Source organism: Lentzea sp. JNUCC 0626 (genome assembly GCF_043632865.1).
Classification (GTDB): Bacteria; Actinomycetota; Actinomycetes; order Mycobacteriales; family Pseudonocardiaceae; genus Lentzea.
This window is the reverse complement of the sequence record NZ_CP171635.1, coordinates 10,008,373-10,030,284: the sequence shown is the minus strand read 5'-3', so window position 1 is coordinate 10,030,284 and position 21,912 is coordinate 10,008,373. Positions and strand designations below refer to the sequence as shown.

Sequence of the window (21,912 nt, the reverse complement as noted above, 5' to 3'; positions counted from 1 at the left end):
GATGACCGCTAGCGTGTGGCTCACCGCGAATGACCCACCGCGGACGTCGCACGTCTCGCGGCCAGGGCGGATCCATCCCTGACCGCGAGAACAAACTCGGCTCACAAAGCCGACGCTAGGCGGCTGCAGGCGGCTTGACCGGTGACGAGAGCAGGCTGAGGTGCTCTTCCCGGACGAGGTCGTAACGCAGGGCGAAGGACACGAGTGCCTCGCGCTTGGAGTGCATCCGGCCGTTGGCCGAGTACATCGCCCACTGCTCCACCTGCAGTTTCCGGCCGCGCAGGTAGTCGATGTGGTAGTTGACGCTGCTGCGGTTCGCGTCCCGGAACCGGTGGTTCTGCCGGAGCCGGTCGACGACCTCCTGGACGGAGGGCACCGCGGCCATGGACGACCCGCGCAACCGCGGTTCGCAGAGCGCCACCAGCACGAGGAAGTACTTGCTGCTCTCGTCGAGCTGGAACGGCTGGGACTCCGCGTGGTCCGCGACGCCCGTGTCCTGGACCTGGTCCGGAGGCCTGCCGAAGACCGTGACCTGGACGAGCCCGGCCCAGGACGGGATGAGCACCCGCGACATCTCGAACGGGATCACCATCCGCCGCCGGCGCGGAGGGACCTTGACCAGCTCGGCGCCGCCCTCCAGGTTCTCGACCGCGAAGGTCGTCGACGAGGTGAAGTTCGAGACGAACAGGTTGCCGGAGATGACCTCGAACGACCCGACGCCGTGCGCGGCCAGCGGCTCGAAAGACTTCGACCGCCGCGAGATGCCGAACCGCAGCTGCTGCTCGGGACGAAGGCGCACCTGCTCGACGTCGCCCGGCTCCTGAACGCCTTGCGCGGTTTTCGACCACATCACCACAGCCGCACCGTCGGATGCGGCGTCCACCACCTCCCGGTCGGCGAACCCGACCGGGGCGAAACCACCAACGCGCACGAAAATCCCCCCAGATGATCGATTTCAGATTATGCGCTTGCGAATGACAGTCCTCTCCACCGCAGGAACGCGTGGCCTATCAGGAACAGCCCAAAACCGCGTTTCCGGACAATCCATCTGGGATGCGGAGGCGACTTCAACCAGAGCGTCACCCGATTTGCCGACAAAGATCAACCTCTGCACGGCGAAGCCCAGGACGACCCAGGCGTGGTGACCCTTCCGGCAATTGAACCACCGCCCCCAGACGGTTGTCAGATGCGCAGGAAGACTAACAAGTCAATGCCATCCCACACTGATCCGAACGGGTGAACAACGGCCTGAAACGTGGTCTTTCAAATCTCATCCGGCTGAGCGCATGCGCGGACACAAGTGCAATCAAGCCCCAGGCGCCATTCCAGGAAACGTGGTGCCGGCCTCCGCGGGGAAATCGGCAGCACTTCTGGTGGTGCGGACGTCGTCCGCACCACCAGAAGTGCTGTCACCGCGGGTGTCGCGTGCTCAGAGCACCAGTTCCCGCACCGCGTCGGCCTGCTTCGCGAGCACCGTGTGCTGGAACAGCAGGTGCAACGGCGGCCTGCCGCCCAGCTCCAGCTCCAGCCACGCGGCCAACCGTGCGAGCAGCATGGAGTGACCGCCGACGCGGAAGAAGTCCGACGAGCCGGTGAAGCGGTCGTGGCCGAGCACTTCCTGCCAGCCTCGCGCCACCAGGCTCCGCACCTCGTCACCGGACTCGGCGAACGGCAGTTCTTCGGCTGGCCGCACGTCGGCCGCCATCTTCTTCAGCTTGCCGCGGTCCGTCTTGCCTCCGGGCATCGTCGGCAGGGCCTCCAGCCGCGCCCAGTCGGCGGGCACCAGCGGAGCGGGCAGACGCCGCGCGAGTGCCTCGCGCATCAGGTCGCCGTCGACGTCCTGCTCCCCCACGTAGAACCCGACCAGGCGGGGCTCGGCGCCGGAGCGGTCCACCACGACCACGCAGCCGGGCAGGTCCAGCGCCTCGGCGGCCACCGCCTCGACTTCCTCGAGTTCGATGCGGTAGCCGCGCACCTTGACCTGGTTGTCCGCCCGGCCGAGGAAGTTCAGCCGGCCCGCGGCGTCGCGGTAGCCGAGGTCACCGCTGAGGTACACCCGTTCGCCCTCGACCACGGGGAACCGGGCGGCGGTCGTCGCGTCGTCACCGCGGTAGCCGTCGGCAAGGCCCCACCCGGCGATCGCGAGTTCACCGACGGCACCGTCCGGCAGCGGCCGGTGGCCGTTGTCCAGCACGTACATCCTCGTGCCCGGCAGTTCGACGCCCAGCGGCACGTCGTCGGTGTCCGGGTCCGCCTCGGTGATCTCGTGCGTCGTGGTCGTGACCGCGGCCTCCGTGATGCCGTAGGCGTTCAGCAACACACCGTCGAAGGCATCTCGCAACGACCGGATGACCCCACCGAGCAGCCGTTCGCCGAACATCACGAGCAGACGGGGCGACCACCGCCCGTCCGCGAGCGCGGCGCACATCTCGTCCTGCGCCGCCAGCACGTGGCTGGTGGTCAGGGTCACGGCCGTGACCCCCTGGTCCGCCATCAGCCCGACCAGTTCCGCCGGCGCCGGGAAGTCGACGTCCGGGACGACGATGGTCGCTCCCTTGTGGAGGGTGGGCAGGATGTCGCCCAGAGCCACGTCGAACACCGGCTGGGCGAAGTGCAGCACGCGATCGTCCGCGGTCAGCTCGAAGCGGTCGGCGATCCGCTCGACGTACCCGGCCAGAGCGGCCCTGCCCACCACGACCGGTTTGGGGACCCCGGTGGACCCCGACGTGTGCAGGACGTAGGCCGCGTCGCCTTCGATCACCGGTACCGGCGCGGCGGCGGGGAAGGAACCCCGGTCCAGCAGAGCGACCGGGGGCGGTTGGTCGCCGAGCGCCGACGCGTGGTTCTCCGTCGTCACCACGAGCGCGGGATTCAGCCTGCGCGTCAACAGTTCCAGCCGCGTCGGCGGATCGTCGACCGAGAGCGGGCAGTACACGGCGGACAGACGCAGACAGGCCAGCAGCGCGACGACGGAGCTGACCCCTCTGGGGAGGACGAAGGCCACCGGTTGCCCTGCCCGCACCCCGGCGCCGGACAGCTCGGAGACCAGGTCCGCGACGCGCCGGTCGAGTTCGCCGCGGGTGATCCGGTCGGATCCCGCGATGATCGCCAACCCGTCCGCGGGCCGGTGCCGCCAGTCGTCGAGGACCGAGCAGCCGGCTTCCCCCGCGTCCTCCGGCGCGATCAGCGGCACGGCGTCAAGAGAAGCGACGATCGCGTCGGGATCGGCGAGATACGCCTCGAGCAGGCCGAGCAGGCGCTGCTGGAGCTGGAGAACGGCCGCGCGGGTGAACCGGCTCTGGTCGAACTCCCACACGACGACCATGCCGCCCTGTCCCGCTTTGGCGCCCACGACGCGCCGGTCGTCCGGGATGAGCACGACGTTCAGGTCGAACCGCGCCGTGCCGGTGTTGACGCCCTCGAAGAGAGCGATGTCCAGATCCGGCACCTCGACGTCGGGCAGCACCGCGTCGTGAGAGCTGAACACCACGTCGAACAACGGGTTGTTCACGCCATCGGTGCGCAGCTCCAGCGCACGCGTGATCGTCTGCACGGGGACGTCCTGGTGCGGCAGGCATCCGAACAGCGTGTCGATCGCGTTGTCCACCGCCTCCGACGCGGTGGCAGCCGGATCGAGCTTCAACCGCAACGGGATGGTGTTGACGAACATGCCGATGGTCGACTCGAACCCCTCGGGCCGGTTGCCGACCGCCGATCCGATCACCACGTCGGTCCGTCCGCTGTGCCGGCGCAGGAGTTCGGCGAACAGGCCCAGCAGCGCGGTGAACGGCGTGTGGCCGCGCTCGCGGCACAACGCGCGCAACGCGGTCGCCACACCCGGTTCGATGGGCTGTCGCAGCTGCATTCCGTCGCGGGCGCGCTCGGCCCGCACCTGGCTCACTCCCGGCATCGGCAGGTCGAAGTCCGCGCCGGCCAGTTCGTCACGCCAGAACTCGACGCTCTGCTCGCCGGGCGCACGCCGCGAGCGCACGTGGTCCTCGAAGGATCCCGCCGGCGGCGGGGAGAAGTCCTCGCCCAGCACCCGGCTCCGGTAGCCGCCGAACACGTCGCGCAGCAGCACCGCGAACGACCACCCGTCGTGGATCAGGTGGTGCTCGACGTGGATGATCCGGTGGTGCCGCTCGGAAAGACGCACGACGCACCACCGCAGCAGTGGCGCCTCGGAAGTGTCCAGCGGCGTGCGCGCCTCCTCCATCAGCATGTGCGCGAACGCGGTTTCGGGATCGGTTTCGCCGCTGAGGTCGGCGGTGCGCCACCGCGGCGGGCACTGCTCGCGAACCCGTTGTGCGGGGTTCTGCCCAGGCCTCTCGACCAGTTCCAGCCGAAGTCCGGCATGGCGTTCGAGCGCCGCGGACAAGGCGTCGCGCAGCACCGGAACGTCGAGGGAGCCACGCAGGTCGACCGTGGCCGTGAAGTTGTACGCCCGACTGCCGGGGGAGAGTTCCTCGTGCAGCCACACGATCTGCTGCGAAGCCGAGAGCTCGAACATCGACCACATCTCCGATCACTCGCCGGGCGGCAGGAAGGGCCTGGGATGACGCGCCAAAGCGAAACCGCACGGCCGCAACGGTTTGCGCGAACCGAACGTACCTCTCGTGATCGGTGGCGATACCCCGTCAGACGGCAGGGTCCCGGCCATTCCCCGGCACACGAGCGTTTCCGGCGGTGTTCAGCTCGCGGCGCGCACCACGTCCGCGACGATCGCCACTGCCCGGGTGATGTCCGCGGAGGCGAGACCGCGATGCGTGACAGCCCTGATCCGGCCGTGGCCGAACTCGCCCACGGCCAGACCGCGTTTCCCGGCAGCGTCCACGAAGGACTTCTCGTCCAGACCGTCGGCGGAAACGCGGAACAGGACGATGTTCGTGGTGACCGAGTTCGCGTCGACGTCGATCCCGTCCACGTCCGCGAGGCCCGCCGCCAGCTGCGCGGCGAGCGCGTGGTCCTCGGCGAGCCGGTCGACCATGGACGTCAGCGCGACCACACCGGCGGCCGCGAACACCCCGGCCTGGCGCATCCCGCCGCCGAGCATCTTGCGGACGCGCCGTGCCCTGTCGACGAAAGCGGTCTCCCCGGCCAGGATCGAGCCGATCGGCGCCGACAGGCCTTTCGACAGGCAGAACTGGAGCGAGTCGGCGTGGGCGGCTATCTCGGCCGCGGGCACGCCGGACGCGACCGCGGCGTTGAAGATCCTGGCACCGTCCATGTGCACGGGAACGCCGTGGTCTGTCGCGAAGCTCCTGAGCTGGTCGAGGTACCCCTGGCTCAACACCCGGCCGCCCATGCGGTTGTGGGTGTTCTCCACGCAGACGAGCCCGGGCAGCGCGAACTGCGGATCGTCCGGGTCCGGCGGCAGAGCGGCCGCCAGGTCGTCGATCGCGAGCGTGCCGTCGGGTTGCGTGGGAACCGGTTCGTACACGATCCCGCCGCACACGCTCGCCCCGCCGGCTTCGTACAGGTAGATGTCGCTCTCGTTGCCGACGAGGACTTTCCCGCCTCGCGGCACGTGCACGAGCATCGCGGCCAGGTTCGCCATCGTTCCGCTGGGCATCAGGCACGCGGCGGGCTTGCCGACGCTCTTCGCGGCCAGCTCCTCGAGCTCGTTGACGGTCGGGTCCTCCCCGTACACGTCGTCGCCGAGTGGTGCCCGCGTCATCTCCGACAGCATCCGCGCCGTGGGCAACGTGAAGGTGTCGCTGCGCATCTCGATCATGTCGGTTCGTCTTCCCCTCAGTCGTTCGCCAGCTCGACGGTGACGCGGTCCAGCGCCGAGTCGAGTGCTCGGTCGAGCTCCTCGACCGAGCCGGCCGACGCGATGACGTACCCGATCCGGTCGTAGGCGTCGGTCGCGGTCCGCACCAGGTCACCAGGACCGCGCGAGATCCTGACCTCGGCCACTCCCCCGATCAGGCGGGCCTCCTCGATCCCGTGCACGCCCGTGATCCGGCCACCGGCGGGACTCGTCACGAAACAGACCCCAGCCGTGCGCTGCGGTTCGGGCAGGAGTTCCAGGCCCATGCCGGCCGCCGCACGCAGTTGCTGCGTCAGCAGGTCGGGCCCACCGGCCAGCCTGACCAGTTCGGGAATCATGCCGCCCGCGAGCCGTGCGTTGATCTCGATGATCACCGGTCCGGCCGGGGTCAGGCGCAACTCGGTGTGGCAGGCGCCGTGGTGCAGCCCGACCGCCTCGACGGCCGAGCGCACGACCTTCTCGATCTCGCCGGTCGTGTCCTCGTCCAGCGGCGCGGGGAACGCGTGCCGCAACTCGACGAACGAGGGCGGTGGTGACACCGACTTCCTGGTGATGCCCACGACGCGGAGTTCACCGTCCGCGAAGATCGTCTCGACGCTGAACTCCGGTCCCTGGACGAACTCCTCGACGAGCACCTCCTCCGGCACGGCCTGCCCGCGGACGTTGTGCGTGATCGAAAGCAGCTTCGCGACCTGGTCGCGCACCTGTTCGGCGGAGGTGCACAACAGCACCCCGGTCGACGCCGAGTCCGCGACGGGCTTGACCACGCAGGGCAGGCCCGTCGCCGCCACCGCGGCGGGTACCTCGGCGACCGAGGTCACCGGCACCGCCACCGGCTGCGGCAGTCCCGCGTCCGCGAGCAGGCGCCGGGTCGCCGTTTTGTGGCGGCACGCGCGGACGGCCTCCGGCGGATTTCCGGGAAGCCCCAGCGATTCGGCCAGCGTCGCGGCGGCCTCCAGGTAGAACTCGCTGGTGGTCGTGACTCCACCGACCTCGGCGGCGTCGAAGTGGGCACGGACGGCGGCCGCCAGGGCGTCGGCGCTGTTGGTGTCGCAGCGGATGATCTCGCAGTCGGCCTCACCGATTCCGGGGTACCGGTTCGGGTTGCCGGTGAGCAGCACCGGTGCCAGACCGAGATCCCTGGCGCGGGCGAGGGCGAGGACGCCGGTGCCCGTGGTGTTCGACTCCACGAACACCAGGCGTTTGCGCGGTGAGGCCGGCACCTGTGCCCACGACCAACCGCCGACCTCGGTGCCGTAGGCGACGTGCCGCGGCTCCGCACTGATGGGGAGCTCGTTCAGTCCTGTCCGCCGCCAGTACTCGTCGTCGTAGATCGAGTCGACGTAGCGGTCGCCCCGGTCCGGGAGGATGCCGACGATGGTCGTGCCGGGCGCGGAGGTGCGGGCGAGGTGCTTCAGCACCTGGTACACCGATCCCGAGGAGTTGCCCGCGAAGACGCACTCGTCGCGGGCGAGGTCGCGGGTCGCCGCGAAAGCCTCGTGGTCGTTGAGCCAGTGCACCTCGTCCAGCTGCCCGAAGTCCAGGTTCCCGGGGATGAGGCTGTTGCCGATCCCGCTCTGCCTGCGTCCCGGCCGATCCGTCTGTCCGAAGAGGACACTGCCCACGGCGTCGACGCCGACCACTCGCAACGGTTCCGGCCTCCCCGCGGCCTTCAGCGCGCGGCGCAGAGCGCGAGCGGTGCCGCACAGGGATCCACCGCTGCCGACCGCGCCGACGAGCACGTCGACCCCGCCCGCGTCGGCCACCAGCTCGTCCGCCAGCGTCGCATAGGCGAGAGGGTTCCTCGGGTTGGTGTACTGCCGCGGCCAGAACGCGCCGGGGTACTCCTCCCGCAGACTCTCCAGGCGTTCCAGGCGGGCGCTCTGCCAGCCGTTCGCGGTCATCGCCTCGACCACGTGCACCGAGCAGCCGAGCGACCTCAGCTTCGCGAGGGTGATCGCGTCGATGCGGGGATCCGTCACGATGTGCACCGGATGGCCGAGCAGGCTGCCCGCCAGCGCCAGCCCCAGCGCCATCGTGCCCGAGGAACTCTCGATGATCGGCGCGCCCGGCGCGAGCACGCCGTTCTCGCGGGCGTCCCGGACGACCGCGCGGGCCACCCGGTCCTTCATCGCGAACATGTTCTGCAGCTCGAGTTTGGCCAGCACGGTCACGTCGGGTGGCCCCGTCCTCAACCGCACCAGGGGTGTGTGGCCGATGGCGTCCACCAGGTCATTGAAGATCATTGTCAGTCCGGCTCCCGGTCGGTTCGAAACCCAGGCTCTGGTAGCACTGCACCCGCTCGCGGTGCACGAGCCGGCCACATCGGTTGATGGCCTCGGCCAGCCGGCCGCGGAAGTTCGCGACGTCGTTCGGTATCAGCAACCCGATCGCGGATCCGCTGTGCGCGGCGACCACACCGACCCCGCCGACCTCCGCGCTGAGGGCGGTCATCGCGGTCAGCGTGCGCTTGCGGCACAGGCGCTGGTTGAGATGAGCGCTGCGGGTCGCGACGCGACCTATCGCCGCCACGTCACCGGATCCCACGGCGATCCGCGTCTCGTCCAGCAACCGGGCGTACTCGTCGCGCTCCCGCGGCGTGAAGTTCTTGGGGATCCGGTTGAACGCGACGGTGTCCACGGATCCGCCCTCGTCGATGCCCACGATGGTCATCGGCGGCAGGTCGCCGAGTTCGGCCAGCAGCGCGACGTTGCGGTGCTCGAAGGCCACCGCTCCCGGATACATGACGCCGTCCGTCGGTTCGATGCCGCGCAACAGGTCCTCGACGAGCCGTGGTGGCATGTCCACACCGAGCGCGGCCGCGACCGCTCGTGCCGTCGCGACCAGATCGGCGGAGGAGCTCGCCAGGCCCTTGCCCTCGGGAAGTGACCCGCTCAGCCTCAGCGATCCCCCACCCCCGCGGAAACGGGCCAGCACCGCCTCGGCGACCCTGCGCGCCTTCGTCTTCGTGGCGGGAAAGACCTCGACGCCGTCCAGCGTGCTCTCGTAGGCGAACGTGGCGGTGGCCCACCTGGCGATCGGCAGCGTCACCAGGAAGTCCGGCCCGTCGTCGGGCAGAGCGCCCTGCAACAGCTCGCCGAACGTGCCGAAGGCGGAGCTCACGGCGACCGCGCGGACGGGAACTCCGCCTCCCCCGGCGGCTTCCGTGCAGAGTTGCGGACTCATCACGCCGCTCCTCCCGGCAGCAGCGAGGCGTCGGTGGCGGCGATCGCGTCCCGCACCGCGGCCCTTCGCTCGTCCCACTGCTCCCTCAGCACGCCGAGCCGCTCCCGCTGCTCCGCCAGCAGTGCCGCCACGGAAGACGGACTGGTCGAGCCCGACGACAGCTTCGCGCGCAACTGGGCGTCCACGTCCAGCGAGTTCGTCAGGTACGAACCGGGGTCGTCGAGCACGTGGCCCGCTTCCAGTGCCGCCGCGACGAGTGCCGCCGGGTCGCCGTGACCGGCGTGACCGTTGCCTCCGGCCAGCACAGCGCTGACGTACCTCCCGGCGACGACCTGAGCGGTCCGCCACGGCACGCCCGCGCGCAGCGTCAGCTCGTTGGCCAGACTGAAGCCTCCGAAGTGGTCCTCTTCCGCCGCGGCACGCATCCTGTCGGTGCGCCACCGCAGCTTCTCCACGACCAGCGTGAACCCGGCGAGCACCGAGCGGGTCGCCGCGAACATCGTGCTCGCGTGCACGCCCGCCTCCTTCGAGACCTCGACCATGTTGCTGTACGGCGTGTTCCGCTGGCAGGACGCGAAGTCGACGTAGAAGGCCGTCAGGTGGCCGGTGCGGCCGCGCAGGCGTTCCAGCAGCGGGTAGTTCTTCTTCTGGGGCATGGCGGCGGAGATCCCCGCCAGTTCGTCCGGCAGCTCGACCAGTCCGTAGGCACTCGAACCCCAGGCCATGAGATCGGTCAGGAACCTGCTGAACCCCGTCCCCGCGGACGCGATGTCCGCCGCGACGTCGAGCAGCCAGTCCCGCGACGCCACCGCGACCAGCGCGTGCGGAACCGGGCCCTGGCAACCGATCGCCCGCGCCAGCAGGTTCCGATCCCACGCGAGTTCCTGGCCGGCCATCGGTCCCGCGCCGAGCGGCGAGAGGTTGATCCGGTCGTAGGTGCCGAGCAGTCTGGACGAGAAGCGCAGCGCGTGCTCGGCGACGGCGCTGAGGTAGAAGCCGGGCGTGACGACCTGGGCGGCCTGCAGGTGCGTGTACCCCGGCATGGGAGAGGTGACGTCGTGAGAAGCGCGTTCGAGCGCCACCTCGGCCAGTTGCCCGGCCAGCACCGCGATGTCGCTGACCTGTTCCCGGCCGTGCAGCAGCTGAGCGCACGCCTGCAGGTCGTTGCGGCTGCGGTCCACGTGCCAGGCGGGCACCGGCTCCGGCAGCGCCTTGCCGACCTCGACCTCCATCGCCAGCGCGATGTCGGAAAGAGCACCGGCGGCGCCGGCCGTGAGCTGGTCCGGGGTCAGCCCGTCGAGCGCGGCCGCGAGCCGGCCCGCCTGCGCGTCCGACAGGACGCCGAGGCGGCGGTACTCACCCAGCAGCGCTTTCTCGATCAGCACGTACCAGCGCAGGAGATGGACGACCTCGTGCCGGAACTGCGGCTCGAGGAACTCCTGCCTGATGAAGTCGTCCGGCGCCGCCGCCAGTCTGCCGGTCAGCTTCACCGGATGCCGCCTTTCCCCGCGACCGTGGCGGTGACGAGTTCCGCCGTCACGGCGGGATGACTGCGGACGACGTAACGCCCCGCGTTCTCGAACCGCGTGATCCGCGCTTCGGGGAGGATCGCCGCGCAGCGCGCCGCGGCGTCGCTCTCCCCCGGCGCGCGGGGGATCGTGATGATCGTCGCCGGCAGGTCGAGAGTCGTGGTGCAGGAGGCGAGATACCCCTCCGCCTCGCGGAGGTCGTGCCGGTAGGCGCGTTCGATCAGTTCGCCCCTGGCCGACCGCCACTGGTCCACGTCGGTGAACGCGCCGGTGTCGCGCAACCAGGCGCCGATGTCGGCCGCTTCCCGGCCCGAGGACTCCCGCGGGTCCGCCGCGGCCAGGAACAGGTGCCGCGGCACGACTCCCGCCGCCTGCAGCGACCTGCAGGTCTCCAGCGCGAGCGCGACGCCCGTTCCGTGGCCCCACAACGCCACCGGCAGGTCGACGTGGTCGAGGATCTCCTGGCTCAACCGGCCGGCGAGCCGGTCGAGGCTCGCCAGTTCGTCGTCCGGCCGGGCGGCGTCGTGGCCCGGCAGCTCCACCGCGTACACCGCGACGTCCGATGTGGACAGTTCGCGTGCCATGGCCTCGAAGTTGAGCGCGTTGCCCGCCTCGTACGGCACGCAGACCAAGGCGACGCTCGCCCCTTCCGGCACCGAAAGCGGTTGCAGCAACGACGAGTCGCGAGTGGACGCACCGTCCACCGCCGCCGCCAGGTCGGCCAGCGACGGGTTCGCCATGAGGTCCACGAGCGAGACGAGCCCGCGCAGTCGCACCACCAGCAGAAGTCCTTCCAAGGAACCCCCGCCGTGCGCGAAGAAGTTGTCGTTGCGGCCGATCTCGTCGAGCGGAAGACCCAGCACCTCCGCCCACACGGTGGCGATCCTCCGTTCAGTGCCGGTGCGCGGCGGCATCAGGCTGTTGCCGTTCGCACTGCTGATCTCGAGATCCGCCAGTTCCCGCCTGTCGACCTCGCCCTCGTCGGTGCACGGGAGCTCGGGCAGCCAGCGCAGCACGGCCGGGAGTTGGTGGGACGGCACCCGCTCCGCCAGGAGATCGCGGATCTGCGGAATCGGCGCCTGCCCGGCGTAGAACCCCGCCAGGCGCTCACCGGGGCCGTCGGGCAGCACGATCACGCACGCCGAACGGACTCCCGGTACCTGGCGCAGTGCCGACTCGACCTCGCCGACCTCGATCCGGACGCCGCCGATCGTCGCCTGTTCGTCCCGCCGCCCGACGAACCTGAGCCGTCCACCCGGTAACCAGTGCCCGCGGTCTCCCGTCCGGTAGCGGCGCAGTCCCGGCCGGAGCGGATCGGTGCCGAACGCCGCGGGCGTGCCGTCCGGGTCGTCGAGGTAGCCGCGCCCGACGCAGACCCCGGAGAAGGTGATCTCGCCGATCGCGTCACCGGCCACCGGCAGCCCGTCCGGGCCGAGTACGTCGACGAAGACGTTCGCGATGGGCAGGCCCACGGCGACGGGCTCCCCGTCCACCACGGCGCGGATGACCTCGTGCGTGGTGTCGCCCGACGCTTCGACAGCACCGTAGGCGTTCACCACGGGCACCTCGGGGCACTGGTCGAACCAGCGGGCGAGCAACCCGTGGCCCACCACCGCTCCCGTGACGCCGATCATCCGCAGCGAGCCGGCCGCGCGGTGCCCCGACTCGAGCCTCGTGACGATGACGTCGAGGTGGCTGGGGGTGAGCTGCAGGACGCCGACGTTCTCCTCCGCCAGCAGGCGCAGGAGCGCGGGCACGTCCAGCATCACCTCCGGGTCGATGATCACCGCGGTGCCACCGGCGACGAGCGGTGCGAGTGCCTGCCACAACGAATCGCTGGAGCAGTGGGAAGTGGTCTGCGCGACGACGGCCCCCGGCTCGAGCCCGAACACGTCCACCTTCGCCAGGAGGTGGTTGAGCACGCCCTCGTGCTCGCACGCGGCGCCCTTCGGCGCGTCGGCGGACTCGAAGGTGAAGTACGCGCAGGCGAGACCCCGGGCCGGCACGCGGCCAGGCCGTGCCCCCGCAGCCGTCTCCGGCGGCATCGCGAGCACGTCGACCGCTGTCCCGATCCGGACCGCCGACAGCCCGTCCTCCACCAACGCCACCCGGCATCCGCTGCGCCGCACCAGTTCCGCGATGCGCTCGTCGGGGTAGGCGGGGTCGATCGGGAGGTAGACCCCGCCCGCCTTGAAGACGCCGAGGATCGACGCCAGCCAGTCGAGCGAGCGGTGGCTGATGACGGCGACCACGCCCTCCGGCTGGAGTCCGGCCGCGAGCAGTGCCCCTGCCACGCGGTCGGCGGCGGCGTCGAGCCGCGCGTAGGTCCAGCGAGTGCCCCGGTGCACCGCCGCCACGGCCGACGGCGTGTCGCGCGCGCGATCCTCGAAGAGCTCGTGAGCGCGGCGATCCGGAAGTGTCCACTTCGGACCGGCTCCACGTGACTCCTGACCGCGGACTGCCTCGACGTGGTCCGTCACAGTGCACAGCCTTTCCGTACGACGGGCCACCGGCGGTCTCCGGCAACGGCAACGGCACATTTCGCCGGGCGACAATTCGGGAGGTGCCGCGAAATGGCCGGCCGGGAACTCAGTTCCGGCGGCCGCGGCGATTCTCGGCCTCGGGGAGTTCTGCGGACTGACGGCGGTGGCCACTCATGATCTGCACGCTAGTGCGCGAGAACCCCTGTCCGTACTGACATCGGACAGGGGTTCTCGTCGGCGGTGAACACCGGCGCCTCGTTCCCGGCGCGGGCCTTTCCGCGGAAACGCGGTGCCGGATCACATCACGCGGGCTCGGACACTTCCTGGGGGATGTCGCGCAGGCGGCGCAGCGGGGAGAAGAACACGAACCAGCCGGCCGCCCACGTGCCGACCAGCGCCAGACAGAGCGTGGGCCGCACGCCGATCGCCGTGCCGAGCGCACCGCCGAGGATTCCCCCGAGCGGCATCGTGCCCCACACCACCCAGCGAACAGCGGCGTTCATCCTGCCCATCATGTCCGGCGGCGTCACCGACTGGCGGTAACTCAGCTGAGCGATGTTGTAGACCATCATGGAGAAGTAGCCGACACCCCAGCCCAGCGGCACCAGCAGCACTCCCCAGCCCGGCCAGGCGAGCACGACGAGGATCGACGGCGCCCCGAAGACCAGCGCCGAGACCCAGATGATGCGCGCGGAGCCGATCTTCGCGGAAAGCCGCCCGGCGAACGCGCCACCCGCGATCCCTCCCACGGCGCCACCGGCCATCACCACGCCGGTCAGCGCGGGACTCACCTGCAGGTCCCGGACGAGGAAGATCATCGCCAACGCGCCGCTCATACCGGAGAACAGGTTCGCCACCCCGGTGCACGCCACGATCCTGCGCAGGATGCGGTGCCCGGCGACGAACTTCAGCCCCTCGGTGATCCGGCTCCGCAAGGTCTCCTCCGCCCGCCGCGGCGGGGGCGGCACCTCCCGCGTCCTGATCCCGAGGATCGTCAGCACCGAGACCAGGTAGGACAGCGCGTCGACCACCATCGCCCCGGCGGCGCCGAAAGCCCCGACCAGACCTCCACCCGCACTCGGTCCCGCGAACTGCGCGAACGCGTCGGTGGTACCGAGCTTGCCGTTCGCGTCCATCAGCTGGTCACCACGCACCAGCGACGGCACGAAGCTCTGGTAGGAGATGTCGAAGAACACCGTGCACACACCGGCCACCAACGCGACCGCGTAGAGCTGGGCCATGGTCAGCACGTCGAACGCGGCGGCCACCGGCACCGAGCCGACGACCAGCAGCCGGACGACGTTGCAGACGATCATGATCATCCGCTTGTCGAGTCCGTCCACCAGCGCACCGGCGGGCAACGCGATCAACGCGAACGCCGCTGTGCCCGCCGCCGCCAGCAGACCGACCTCGAACGTGCTCGCCTGGAGCAGGATGATCGCGACCAGTGGCAAGGCGATCTGGGTGACCGCCGACCCCATTTCACTGACGGTCTGCCCACTCCACAACAACAGGAAGTCCCGGTGCCGCCACAACCGCGGGCTCTCCGGCTTCGCCTCGCCGGCCGATCGGTCCTTCAGCTCTCTCGTCATCGGCACTCGGGGGCATCCCGTCCTGGCGAACCCGGTTCCCCCGACCCCCCTTCAATCAGGAAGCGGATGATGTTGCCACCGTTCAGCGGCATCGCGGCATTCGCCGTGAAATGACAATCCCCAGTCGCGGCACGGCATTGCGCCCGCGGCGCGGCGGAGCCTAGCACGGTGGTCACGCCGATCCGCCCGTTCGGGTTCTGCCCATCGGACGGTCAAATCCTGTCGGTTATCAGGAATCCGGCGCATGCGGCGTCCGGCAGGATCGGTGCGACGAGTGGAATCGGGGCCGCACGAGGAACCGGCCTCCGCGGCACCGCGGTCGTCCCGATCCTGCCGCACCACACGACACGGTGATCCCGAGCCTTTCCGGGCAACGAGCAGAAGACCCGGCGACCAGCGGATTGAGAGCGCACCGATGCAGAACTCCACCACGGCCAGTTCGTTGTGGCGCCCTTGGACGCCCATCAGCAAGCAGGCCGCGCCGTTGCAGATCGTCGAAGCGCGGGGCAACCGCGTCCGCGACGTGGACGGAAACTGGTACCTCGACGGCATCTCGGGTGTGCTGAACGCGTCCTGCGGACACGCGCACCCGCGGCTGATCGAGGCGGCGACCCAGCAGATGAGCCGGCTCGTCCACTACGACCCCATGGTGTCGAGCCACGAACCCGCCGAGACCCTGACGGCTCGGCTCGCCGAACTCCTGCCCGGCGAACTGACCGCGACCTGTCTGCTCAACAGCGGCTCGGAAGCGATGGAGGCCGCACTCAGGATCGCCCTGCAGCACTGGCGCAACATCGGCGAGGACCGCGACCGCGTCATCACCTTCGAGGCGGGCTATCACGGTTCCACCTACCTGGCCCAGCAGCTCTCCGGTCTGCCGTTCACCGTCAGCGAGTGGGCGCGGCCGTTCCCGGTGGACCACGTCGCCATGCCCCGCCCGGCCCGCGACGTGCGGACCGAGGAAGCGTGCGACGAGCTGATCGCGGCGTTCACCGCAGCGTTCGAGAACGGCACGCCCGTGGCGGCCGTGGTGGTCGAGCCGTTGCTGGGCCTGGGTGGCTGCGTCGTGCTTCCGCCGGGCTTCCTCACCAGGCTCAGGAAACTGTGCGACCGGCACGGTTCGCTGCTGATCCTCGACGAGGTGTTCACCGGGTTCGGTCGCACCGGCCGCATGTTCGGGTTCGACCACGACGGCATCACGCCGGACGTCGTGACCATGAGCAAGGGCATCAGCAGCGGGTACCTCCCGCTGGCCGCGGTGACGGTCACCTCGACGATCAAGGACTCCTTCGCGCGGGAGCCGATCATCCAGGGACTGCGGTACGGGCACACCACGGGCGGCCACGCCGTCGCGGCCGCCGTCGCGAACGCCGTGCTCGACGTCATGGCGGACGAGAAGCTCGTCGAGAACGCCGCGGCCAGGGGCGACGAACTGCTGGCAGGCCTGGGTCTGCTCCGGTCGAACCCGCTGATCACCGACGTCCGGGGGCTCGGCCTGGTGGTCGCCGTCGAGACCGTCAGCCCGGACGCCGGCGAGACGATCGCCGCCGCTGCCGCGCGCGCGGGGGTCATGACCCGGCACGAGCGCGGCATCATCCGCATCGCACCGCCGCTGACCACCACCGCCGCCGACGTGGCGGAGATCGTCCAGAAGATCAGCGCCGCCACCGACCAGGCACACCGCTGAACCGACTCACCAGGAGGAGATCACGTGAGCGAGACCGCGCGCTTCCCCGTCCTCGACGCTCCGGCGGACTCGCCGTGGGAGTGGCTGAGCGAGGTGGCGGCCGACATCGCCGGGCACCTGCCGGTCCACGGCGCGGTTCTCGTTCACGACCTCCCGATCGCCCTGCCGGACGATCTCGCGCGGGCCAGGGAGGCCCTGGGCGTCGCCGTGCACCGGCCCACCGAGGCGTTCAACCACAGGACCGACTTCGGCAACGGTGTCCAGGCACCGATCAGCTGGCCCGCCGAGCGGTCCATCTGCTGCTTCCAGGAGTGCTCCTACAGCACGACGTTCCCCTCGGTGGTGCTCACCGCGTGCATCACCCCGCCCGAAAGCGGGCAGGCCCATCTCAGCGACACCCGCCGGATCCCGGACCACCTGCCGGCCCGGCTCGTCGACCACGTCCGCGCCAAGGGGTGGGCCATGTCCAGGGTCTTCCACGACGGGTTCGGCCTCTCGGCGCAGGACGCGTTCTTCGCCGCGGACCGCGCGGGGCTCGAGAAGTCCTTGGGAGCGCTGGACATCGACTACGACTGGCTCCCCGGAGGCTCGCTGCGCACCACGCGCCGGCGGCCCGGCGTGGTGAGGCACCCGGTGACCGGTGAGGAGTGCTGGTTCAACCAGCTCGTCTTCCTCAACTCGAAGAGCCTGGACCCGGGCGAACGCCTGGTCATGGCGAACGCCTTCGGGGAGGACCTGCCCATGGACACGTTCTTCGGCGACGGATCGACGTTGCCGGAGGAGGACTGGACCGCGATCTACCGCGCCTACGAGTCCACCACGACGGAGGTCACCTGGCGCCGCGGAGATCTGCTGATCACCGACAACGTCATCACGGCACAGGGCCGGTCGTCGTTCGAAGGTTCCCACGAGTTCCTCGTGTCCCTCGGCGGAGAGATCGAGGGCCGGCGGATCCAGGCCTGACGTCCGCGGCACCGCGGACGTGGTTGCCGCGCAGTGGTCCGCACGCGATCATGCGTGCGGACCACTACGCGTACGGGCTCTCGTCTCGCGCGATGAACCTGACGTGCCGCTCGTTCGCTTCGTCGAACTCGGGCGACACGGTGAGGACGATCTCCATCGTGCCGAAGTAGTGGATGCGCGTTCCCGGCGGCGCGACGACGACGTCGGACGCCTCCGCCACGACCGGTTCGTCGTTCAGGTAGAACGTGCCGCGACCGCTGACGACGTAATAGGTGTACGTGCTCTTGAGGTCGTAGAACTCCTGAAAGTGTCCACTCTCGACACTCACGCGCACGACCGTGGCCGAGCCGGAGTCCTGACCGTAGAGGGTCAGCTCGACGCCGTGCTTGTGGAAACGCACGGCGTCCTGAGCCGGATACCGGTACCTGGCCCCGTTCTCACCGGTCCACATAGGACCTCAGAACCAGGACAGGAACCGGGCGAGCTCGGTGCCCAGCACCTCCGCCGACGGCCGCTGCACGGGGTTCTCGCTCCTGGGCTCCGAACCGGCGGGCGTGGTGCGGTAGACGTCCGTCGAATCCTTGACCGGCAGTCCCTGCATGACGATCGAGGCGACCGGATCGGTGCTGGCCTGCGTGATGCTGTGCAGCACCGTGTTTTCGAGGTGGTACACGGTTCCGGCGGGAAGGTCGGCGTCGAACACGCGGCGGAGCTGTTCGCGACCGCGTGACACCAGCGAGAACGACTTGCCCTCCCCCACCGGGAGGTAGTTGTAGTGGTGGTACTCCTCGCCGGAGGCGACGCTGAACTCGCGAGCGTTGTACGTGCCGAGCACGATCGCGGTCGTGAAGTTCCACCGGTGCGAGTGGACGTCCTCCATCGTCAGCACCGTCCCCGCCGGCTGCGGGTGCCACACGTGGAGGCGGAGCTTCCACGTGTCCCCTTCACCTCCGGTCAGGACGACCTTCAGGAAGCTGTTGGCGTGGTAGTAGGAGCGCACGGCGATCCGCGCGAGCCGGTCCTCGTCCGCGAGCACCCCGGTGAGCAGGGCCTTGAGCTCGGCCGGGTCGGCGAGCCGGCGGACCACCTCCTCGCCCTGCCGGAACCGGGCGTCCTCACCGTGCTCACCCGCCGCTTCCAGCTGGTGGTCGATCTCCTGCAACGACTCCCATGAGGAAGTACGCGTCATCTCTGAAGCCTCCCGTCGTGTATGCCTTCTGCTGCACCGGAAACAACCGTCGAACGTCAAGGCACCAGCGACGCCGCCGCGGTGCGCAGCAGCTGCGCGACGGCGTCGGACGGGTGGACGTCCTCGTTGTAGATCGCGTCGAATCGCGGGTTCGCGCCGTCCAGCCGGCAGTTGACGATGACGGAGTCCACCCAGCTCCGCGGCTCGCCCGGCACCTCCAGGTGGAACGCCTCAACCGACGTGCCCGCCAACGGCTGCATCCTGGTGAGGCCACCACCGTCGTAGACGTACAGGTGCACGCCGGGCGTGGATCCCGGTGCCACCAGCGTCTCCTGCCAGTACCTCCCGGCCACGAGGGGAGGAAGGCCGAACTCGAAGACGTCGAGACTCCGGCCGAACACCTCCTGCACCGTTTCCAGCGGATCGGTCGTCTTCCGGGTGAGGTGCAGCGGGACACCCTGGACGAACAACCCGAGGGTCTGCGCAGTGCCGGGCAGCACCCGGCCGTGTCCTTCGGTGAGCAGGCCCACCGTCGGATCGTCGACGACCTCCCGCATCGAGGCGAGGACGCTCGCGGCGGCCACCGCGTACGGGGTCACCCGGGCTCGCCTCGCGAAGTCGCCGACCTTCGCCGACACGTCCGGCGGGAGGTCGTGGGTCAGCACCTTCCGCGCAGGCGTGGCGCTGGGCGTCCGGCGCACCGAGAAGCCCGGCAGGACCGTCTCGAACTCGGCGACGTAGGACTGCCAGAACGCTTTGCGCGTGTGTCCCCACGCGTCGTCGAACTCACGTCGTTGCCGCGACGCGAATCCCTGGTACGTGCCCGCACCGGCGACGTCGATGCCGGCGCCCCGCAGGCTGCGCCCGTAGAAGTCGGCGAAGTCGGTCGTCATCCGCAACCACGAGACCTCGTCCGTGATGATGTGGTCGAGCGCGATCCCGATGAGGTGCCGGCGTTCACCGGTGCGCACGACCACGATGCGCGAGAACCCTTGCCCCGCCAGGTCGAACGGAACCCCCAGGATCCCGCGCAGCAGCTCGACCGCCTGCGCGTCGGTGCCGGCGGTGTGGAACTCGACCTCGCTCAACGAGTCCGCGTGGGTGCGGGCCTCGTCCTCCGCGACGTAGGTCCGGCGCAGGGCGTCGTGGCTCAGGCACACGTGCCGCCAGGCATCACGCACCGCACCGACGTCCAGCTCGCCGGTGAGCCAAGCGGTTCCCAGCACCAGATTGCTCCAGTCCGCGAACTCGCCGGAGAGCCTCGCCTGTTCCTGCAACGAGGTCGGGCCCGCGGAAACCTCGGCCTGGCCCATCGCCATCCACCCCTCTCTCACACCTGCGACCGGATCACGGCCGGGCCGGCTCTCGGTTGTTCGCGTCCTCACAGGACTCCTGCTCGAGGTAGGTCGCGAGCCCCTGCGGCGAGGCGTGCAGGAAGACGTGACGAGGCCGGACGTCCAGGCCCAGGCCGTCGTAGATCGCACCGACGATCTGGAGCACGTGCAGCGACGTTCCACCGTGCTCGAACAGGTCGGAGTTCTCGTCGAGGTCGTCGTTGCGAAGAACCTGCCGCCAGATCGCGGTGAGCGCGACGCGATCGGGTTTCACGCTGGTGCCTCCTCGGCTGCGAGACGTTCTTCCACGGGATGCCGTGCCGGCGCGGTTCCTCGGACCGATCACTCCCCCTGGTACGACTCGGCACGCTATCGACCGGAACAGCGGACCAGTACTGACATCGATCAGGCTCAAGGCGAATACCCGGCGAGGTAGGCATGTGGTCCACACCCGGCCGAGGCCGGGCCCGGATGCCGAGGAGGTGCCGTTCCGGTGGTTGAAGTTTCGTGGTCTGCCAAGGCGAATTCGTTCCACGCCGCGCACGCCGGTCCGCCGCTGGTGTTGCCGAACGCGTGGGACGTGGCCAGTGCTGCCGTGGTCGCCGCCGCAGGTGTGAAGGCCGTCGCCACCAGCAGCGCCGGCGTCTCGTGGAGTCAGGGCTATCGCGACGGTGAACGGATTCCCCGTGCCGTCATGGCCGCGGCGGTGCGGCGGATCGCACAGGCGGTGGACCTGCCGGTGACCGCGGACGTCGAAGCCGGGTACGGACCGGATCCCGCCGACGTCGCGGCGACGGTGACCGCGATCCTGGAGGCCGGTGCCGTCGGGATCAACCTGGAGGACTCGCGGGCACCGGGTGGCCCGCTCTTCGGCGTCAGGACGCAGTGCGCACGGATCGAGGCGGCGAGGAGAACCGCCTCGGCGGAGGGATGCCCCGGGCTGTTCGTCAACGCCCGGATCGACGTGCACCTGTTCGGCATCGGCGACCCCGCCGGGCGTTCGGACGAAGTCGTGCGCAGGGCGCGCGCCTACGCCGACGCGGGCGCTGACGGCATCTTCGTCCCCGGGCTGATCGACCTCGACGCACTGCGGACCCTGACGTCCGCCACCTCGCTGCCGATCAACGTCGGGGCCATGCCCGAGGGTCCGACCGTCGCCGAGTTCGCCGCCGCCGGTGTGCGCAGGATCAGTCTCGGCAGCTGGCTGGCCCAGACCGCGATGGCCACCGCGCTGCACACCGCCCGCGACGCCCTGACGCACGGCACCTTCGACCGCGTGGCCGGTGCCCTCGAGTTCGGCACGATGAACGCGTTCCTCCCGGAGAACCACGACATCGCGGTTCCGGCGAGCACCTGACCGATCTCCGGCGTGAAGCCGTTGTGCAACAAGAACAACGGCTTCACGCTCCCAGGTTTCTCAGGTGGTGCCAGGCGTATCGCGGTCCACGTGCTCGAACACCAACGACTCGTAGAACTCCGCGTCCGGAGAGGACACCACCTCGACCAGGTTCCACCGCTCCCGCCGCAGTGCGGCGGCCGCCGCCACCGGGGTCACCTCGGACTCGCTCGCCTGGCCGTCCGGTTGTCCCTTGCCGACGAAGCAGAGAACCACCGCGCGGGGGTGCCGGTTGACGGAGTCCTCGATCCTCTCCAGCACCGTGGCGGACACCTCGGTGGAGAAGGGTTCGTAGAAGTAGAAGAGTCCGGCGTCGTCCGGCACGTCGAACTTCGTGGCGTCGGCGTGCACCACCTCGATCCTGCCGGGCTCACCGCCGGGCCCGGTGAACGCCGCCACGTTGCTCCTGGCGACCGCGCAGAGCGTCTCCGAGGCCTCGACGCCGACGATCCGGCGGAACGGAAGCTCGGCGGCGAGCAACAGGACGCGACCCTTGCCGCACCCGATGTCGACGAAGGTCACCTCCTCGTGCCGGACGCGGCACCTGGCCAGCGCGTTGCGCACGGTGCGCACCGGCGTCGGCGAGTACCGGGCGTTCCTGCCGATCTGCAACTGCTCCTGTTCGGGAAGCTCCCACAGCTCGACGGACTTGCCGGTGTCGACGTCGTGCACGGAGTCGAACGGGGTTTCGCCGTCGATCCGAGCGAGCCGGTCGTCGAACTCCTGACGGAACTCGATCGCACGCAACAACCTCACCTGGTGGTCATCGCCGGACATGTC

The 21,912-nt window shown here is 69.9% G+C and carries 16 protein-coding genes; 3 read left to right on the top strand and 13 right to left on the bottom strand.

Annotation, left to right across the window (positions count from 1 at the left end; translation table 11 throughout):
* Window positions 1–115: 115 nt before the first annotated feature.
* The 8 genes from JNUCC0626_RS47140 to JNUCC0626_RS47105 all read right to left on the bottom strand — a co-directional run bounded on the left by JNUCC0626_RS47140 (window position 116) and on the right by JNUCC0626_RS47105 (window position 14,563).
* Window positions 116–931, bottom strand: coding sequence for a hypothetical protein (locus JNUCC0626_RS47140; protein ID WP_394617113.1), 816 nt, complete (start codon window positions 929–931; stop codon window positions 116–118).
* 498 nt (window positions 932–1,429) lie between these two features.
* Entirely contained in the window at window positions 1,430–4,510 is a 3,081-nt protein-coding gene (locus tag JNUCC0626_RS47135) for a non-ribosomal peptide synthetase (protein ID WP_394617112.1), read from the bottom strand.
* Between the two features lie 180 nt (window positions 4,511–4,690).
* Window positions 4,691–5,734, bottom strand: a complete 1,044-nt coding sequence (ltaE, locus tag JNUCC0626_RS47130) for a low-specificity L-threonine aldolase (protein ID WP_394617111.1) — start codon at window positions 5,732–5,734, stop codon at window positions 4,691–4,693.
* A 17-nt stretch (window positions 5,735–5,751) separates the two neighbouring features.
* Window positions 5,752–8,019, bottom strand: coding sequence for a pyridoxal-phosphate dependent enzyme (locus tag JNUCC0626_RS47125; RefSeq protein ID WP_394617110.1), 2,268 nt, complete (start codon window positions 8,017–8,019; stop codon window positions 5,752–5,754).
* Complete coding sequence (locus tag JNUCC0626_RS47120) at window positions 8,006–8,959, bottom strand: kinase (protein ID WP_394617109.1); 954 nt, start codon at window positions 8,957–8,959, stop codon at window positions 8,006–8,008. Before JNUCC0626_RS47120 ends, JNUCC0626_RS47125 begins: the two co-directional genes overlap by 14 nt.
* Complete coding sequence (locus tag JNUCC0626_RS47115) at window positions 8,959–10,449, bottom strand: argininosuccinate lyase (protein ID WP_394617108.1); 1,491 nt, start codon at window positions 10,447–10,449, stop codon at window positions 8,959–8,961. Before JNUCC0626_RS47115 ends, JNUCC0626_RS47120 begins: the two co-directional genes overlap by 1 nt.
* Window positions 10,446–12,968 (bottom strand): AMP-binding protein, encoded by a 2,523-nt coding sequence (locus JNUCC0626_RS47110; RefSeq protein WP_394617107.1) that lies wholly within the window; start codon window positions 12,966–12,968, stop codon window positions 10,446–10,448. The genes JNUCC0626_RS47115 and JNUCC0626_RS47110 overlap by 4 nt, the downstream gene beginning before the upstream one ends.
* Before the next feature lie 305 nt (window positions 12,969–13,273).
* A complete protein-coding gene (locus JNUCC0626_RS47105; RefSeq protein WP_394617106.1) occupies window positions 13,274–14,563 on the bottom strand; it encodes an MFS transporter in 1,290 nt (429 codons plus the stop codon).
* A 415-nt stretch (window positions 14,564–14,978) separates the two neighbouring features.
* On the opposite strand from JNUCC0626_RS47105, the gene JNUCC0626_RS47100 reads away from it, so the two are divergent.
* Together JNUCC0626_RS47100 and JNUCC0626_RS47095 are read left to right on the top strand one after the other, a co-directional pair.
* On the top strand, window positions 14,979–16,250 hold the full coding sequence (locus JNUCC0626_RS47100) for an aspartate aminotransferase family protein (protein ID WP_394617105.1): 1,272 nt from the start codon (window positions 14,979–14,981) through the stop codon (window positions 16,248–16,250).
* A 24-nt stretch (window positions 16,251–16,274) separates the two neighbouring features.
* On the top strand, window positions 16,275–17,213 hold the full coding sequence (locus JNUCC0626_RS47095; protein WP_394617104.1) for a TauD/TfdA family dioxygenase: 939 nt from the start codon (window positions 16,275–16,277) through the stop codon (window positions 17,211–17,213).
* A gap of 64 nt (window positions 17,214–17,277) precedes the next feature.
* Here JNUCC0626_RS47095 and JNUCC0626_RS47090 read toward each other — a convergent pair whose 3' ends face one another.
* Genes JNUCC0626_RS47090 through JNUCC0626_RS47075 form a run of 4 tightly spaced genes read right to left on the bottom strand, consistent with a single transcriptional unit; the run spans window position 17,278 to window position 20,010 of the window.
* On the bottom strand, window positions 17,278–17,664 hold the full coding sequence (locus JNUCC0626_RS47090; protein WP_394617103.1) for a cupin domain-containing protein: 387 nt from the start codon (window positions 17,662–17,664) through the stop codon (window positions 17,278–17,280).
* Between the two features lie 6 nt (window positions 17,665–17,670).
* On the bottom strand, window positions 17,671–18,402 hold the full coding sequence (locus JNUCC0626_RS47085; RefSeq protein ID WP_394617102.1) for a hypothetical protein: 732 nt from the start codon (window positions 18,400–18,402) through the stop codon (window positions 17,671–17,673).
* A gap of 56 nt (window positions 18,403–18,458) precedes the next feature.
* Window positions 18,459–19,736, bottom strand: a complete 1,278-nt coding sequence (locus JNUCC0626_RS47080) for a condensation domain-containing protein (protein WP_394617101.1) — start codon at window positions 19,734–19,736, stop codon at window positions 18,459–18,461.
* Window positions 19,737–19,749: 13 nt separating this feature from the next.
* Window positions 19,750–20,010 (bottom strand): acyl carrier protein, encoded by a 261-nt coding sequence (locus JNUCC0626_RS47075; protein WP_394617100.1) that lies wholly within the window; start codon window positions 20,008–20,010, stop codon window positions 19,750–19,752.
* A gap of 219 nt (window positions 20,011–20,229) precedes the next feature.
* Here JNUCC0626_RS47075 and JNUCC0626_RS47070 point away from each other — a divergent pair, with 219 nt between their 5' ends.
* Window positions 20,230–21,093, top strand: a complete 864-nt coding sequence (locus JNUCC0626_RS47070) for an isocitrate lyase/PEP mutase family protein (protein WP_394617099.1) — start codon at window positions 20,230–20,232, stop codon at window positions 21,091–21,093.
* Between the two features lie 60 nt (window positions 21,094–21,153).
* Here JNUCC0626_RS47070 and JNUCC0626_RS47065 read toward each other — a convergent pair whose 3' ends face one another.
* Window positions 21,154–21,909: a class I SAM-dependent methyltransferase gene (locus tag JNUCC0626_RS47065; RefSeq protein ID WP_394617098.1), complete on the bottom strand. Its 756-nt coding sequence runs from the start codon at window positions 21,907–21,909 to the stop codon at window positions 21,154–21,156.
* Between the last annotated feature and the right edge of the window lie 3 nt (window positions 21,910–21,912).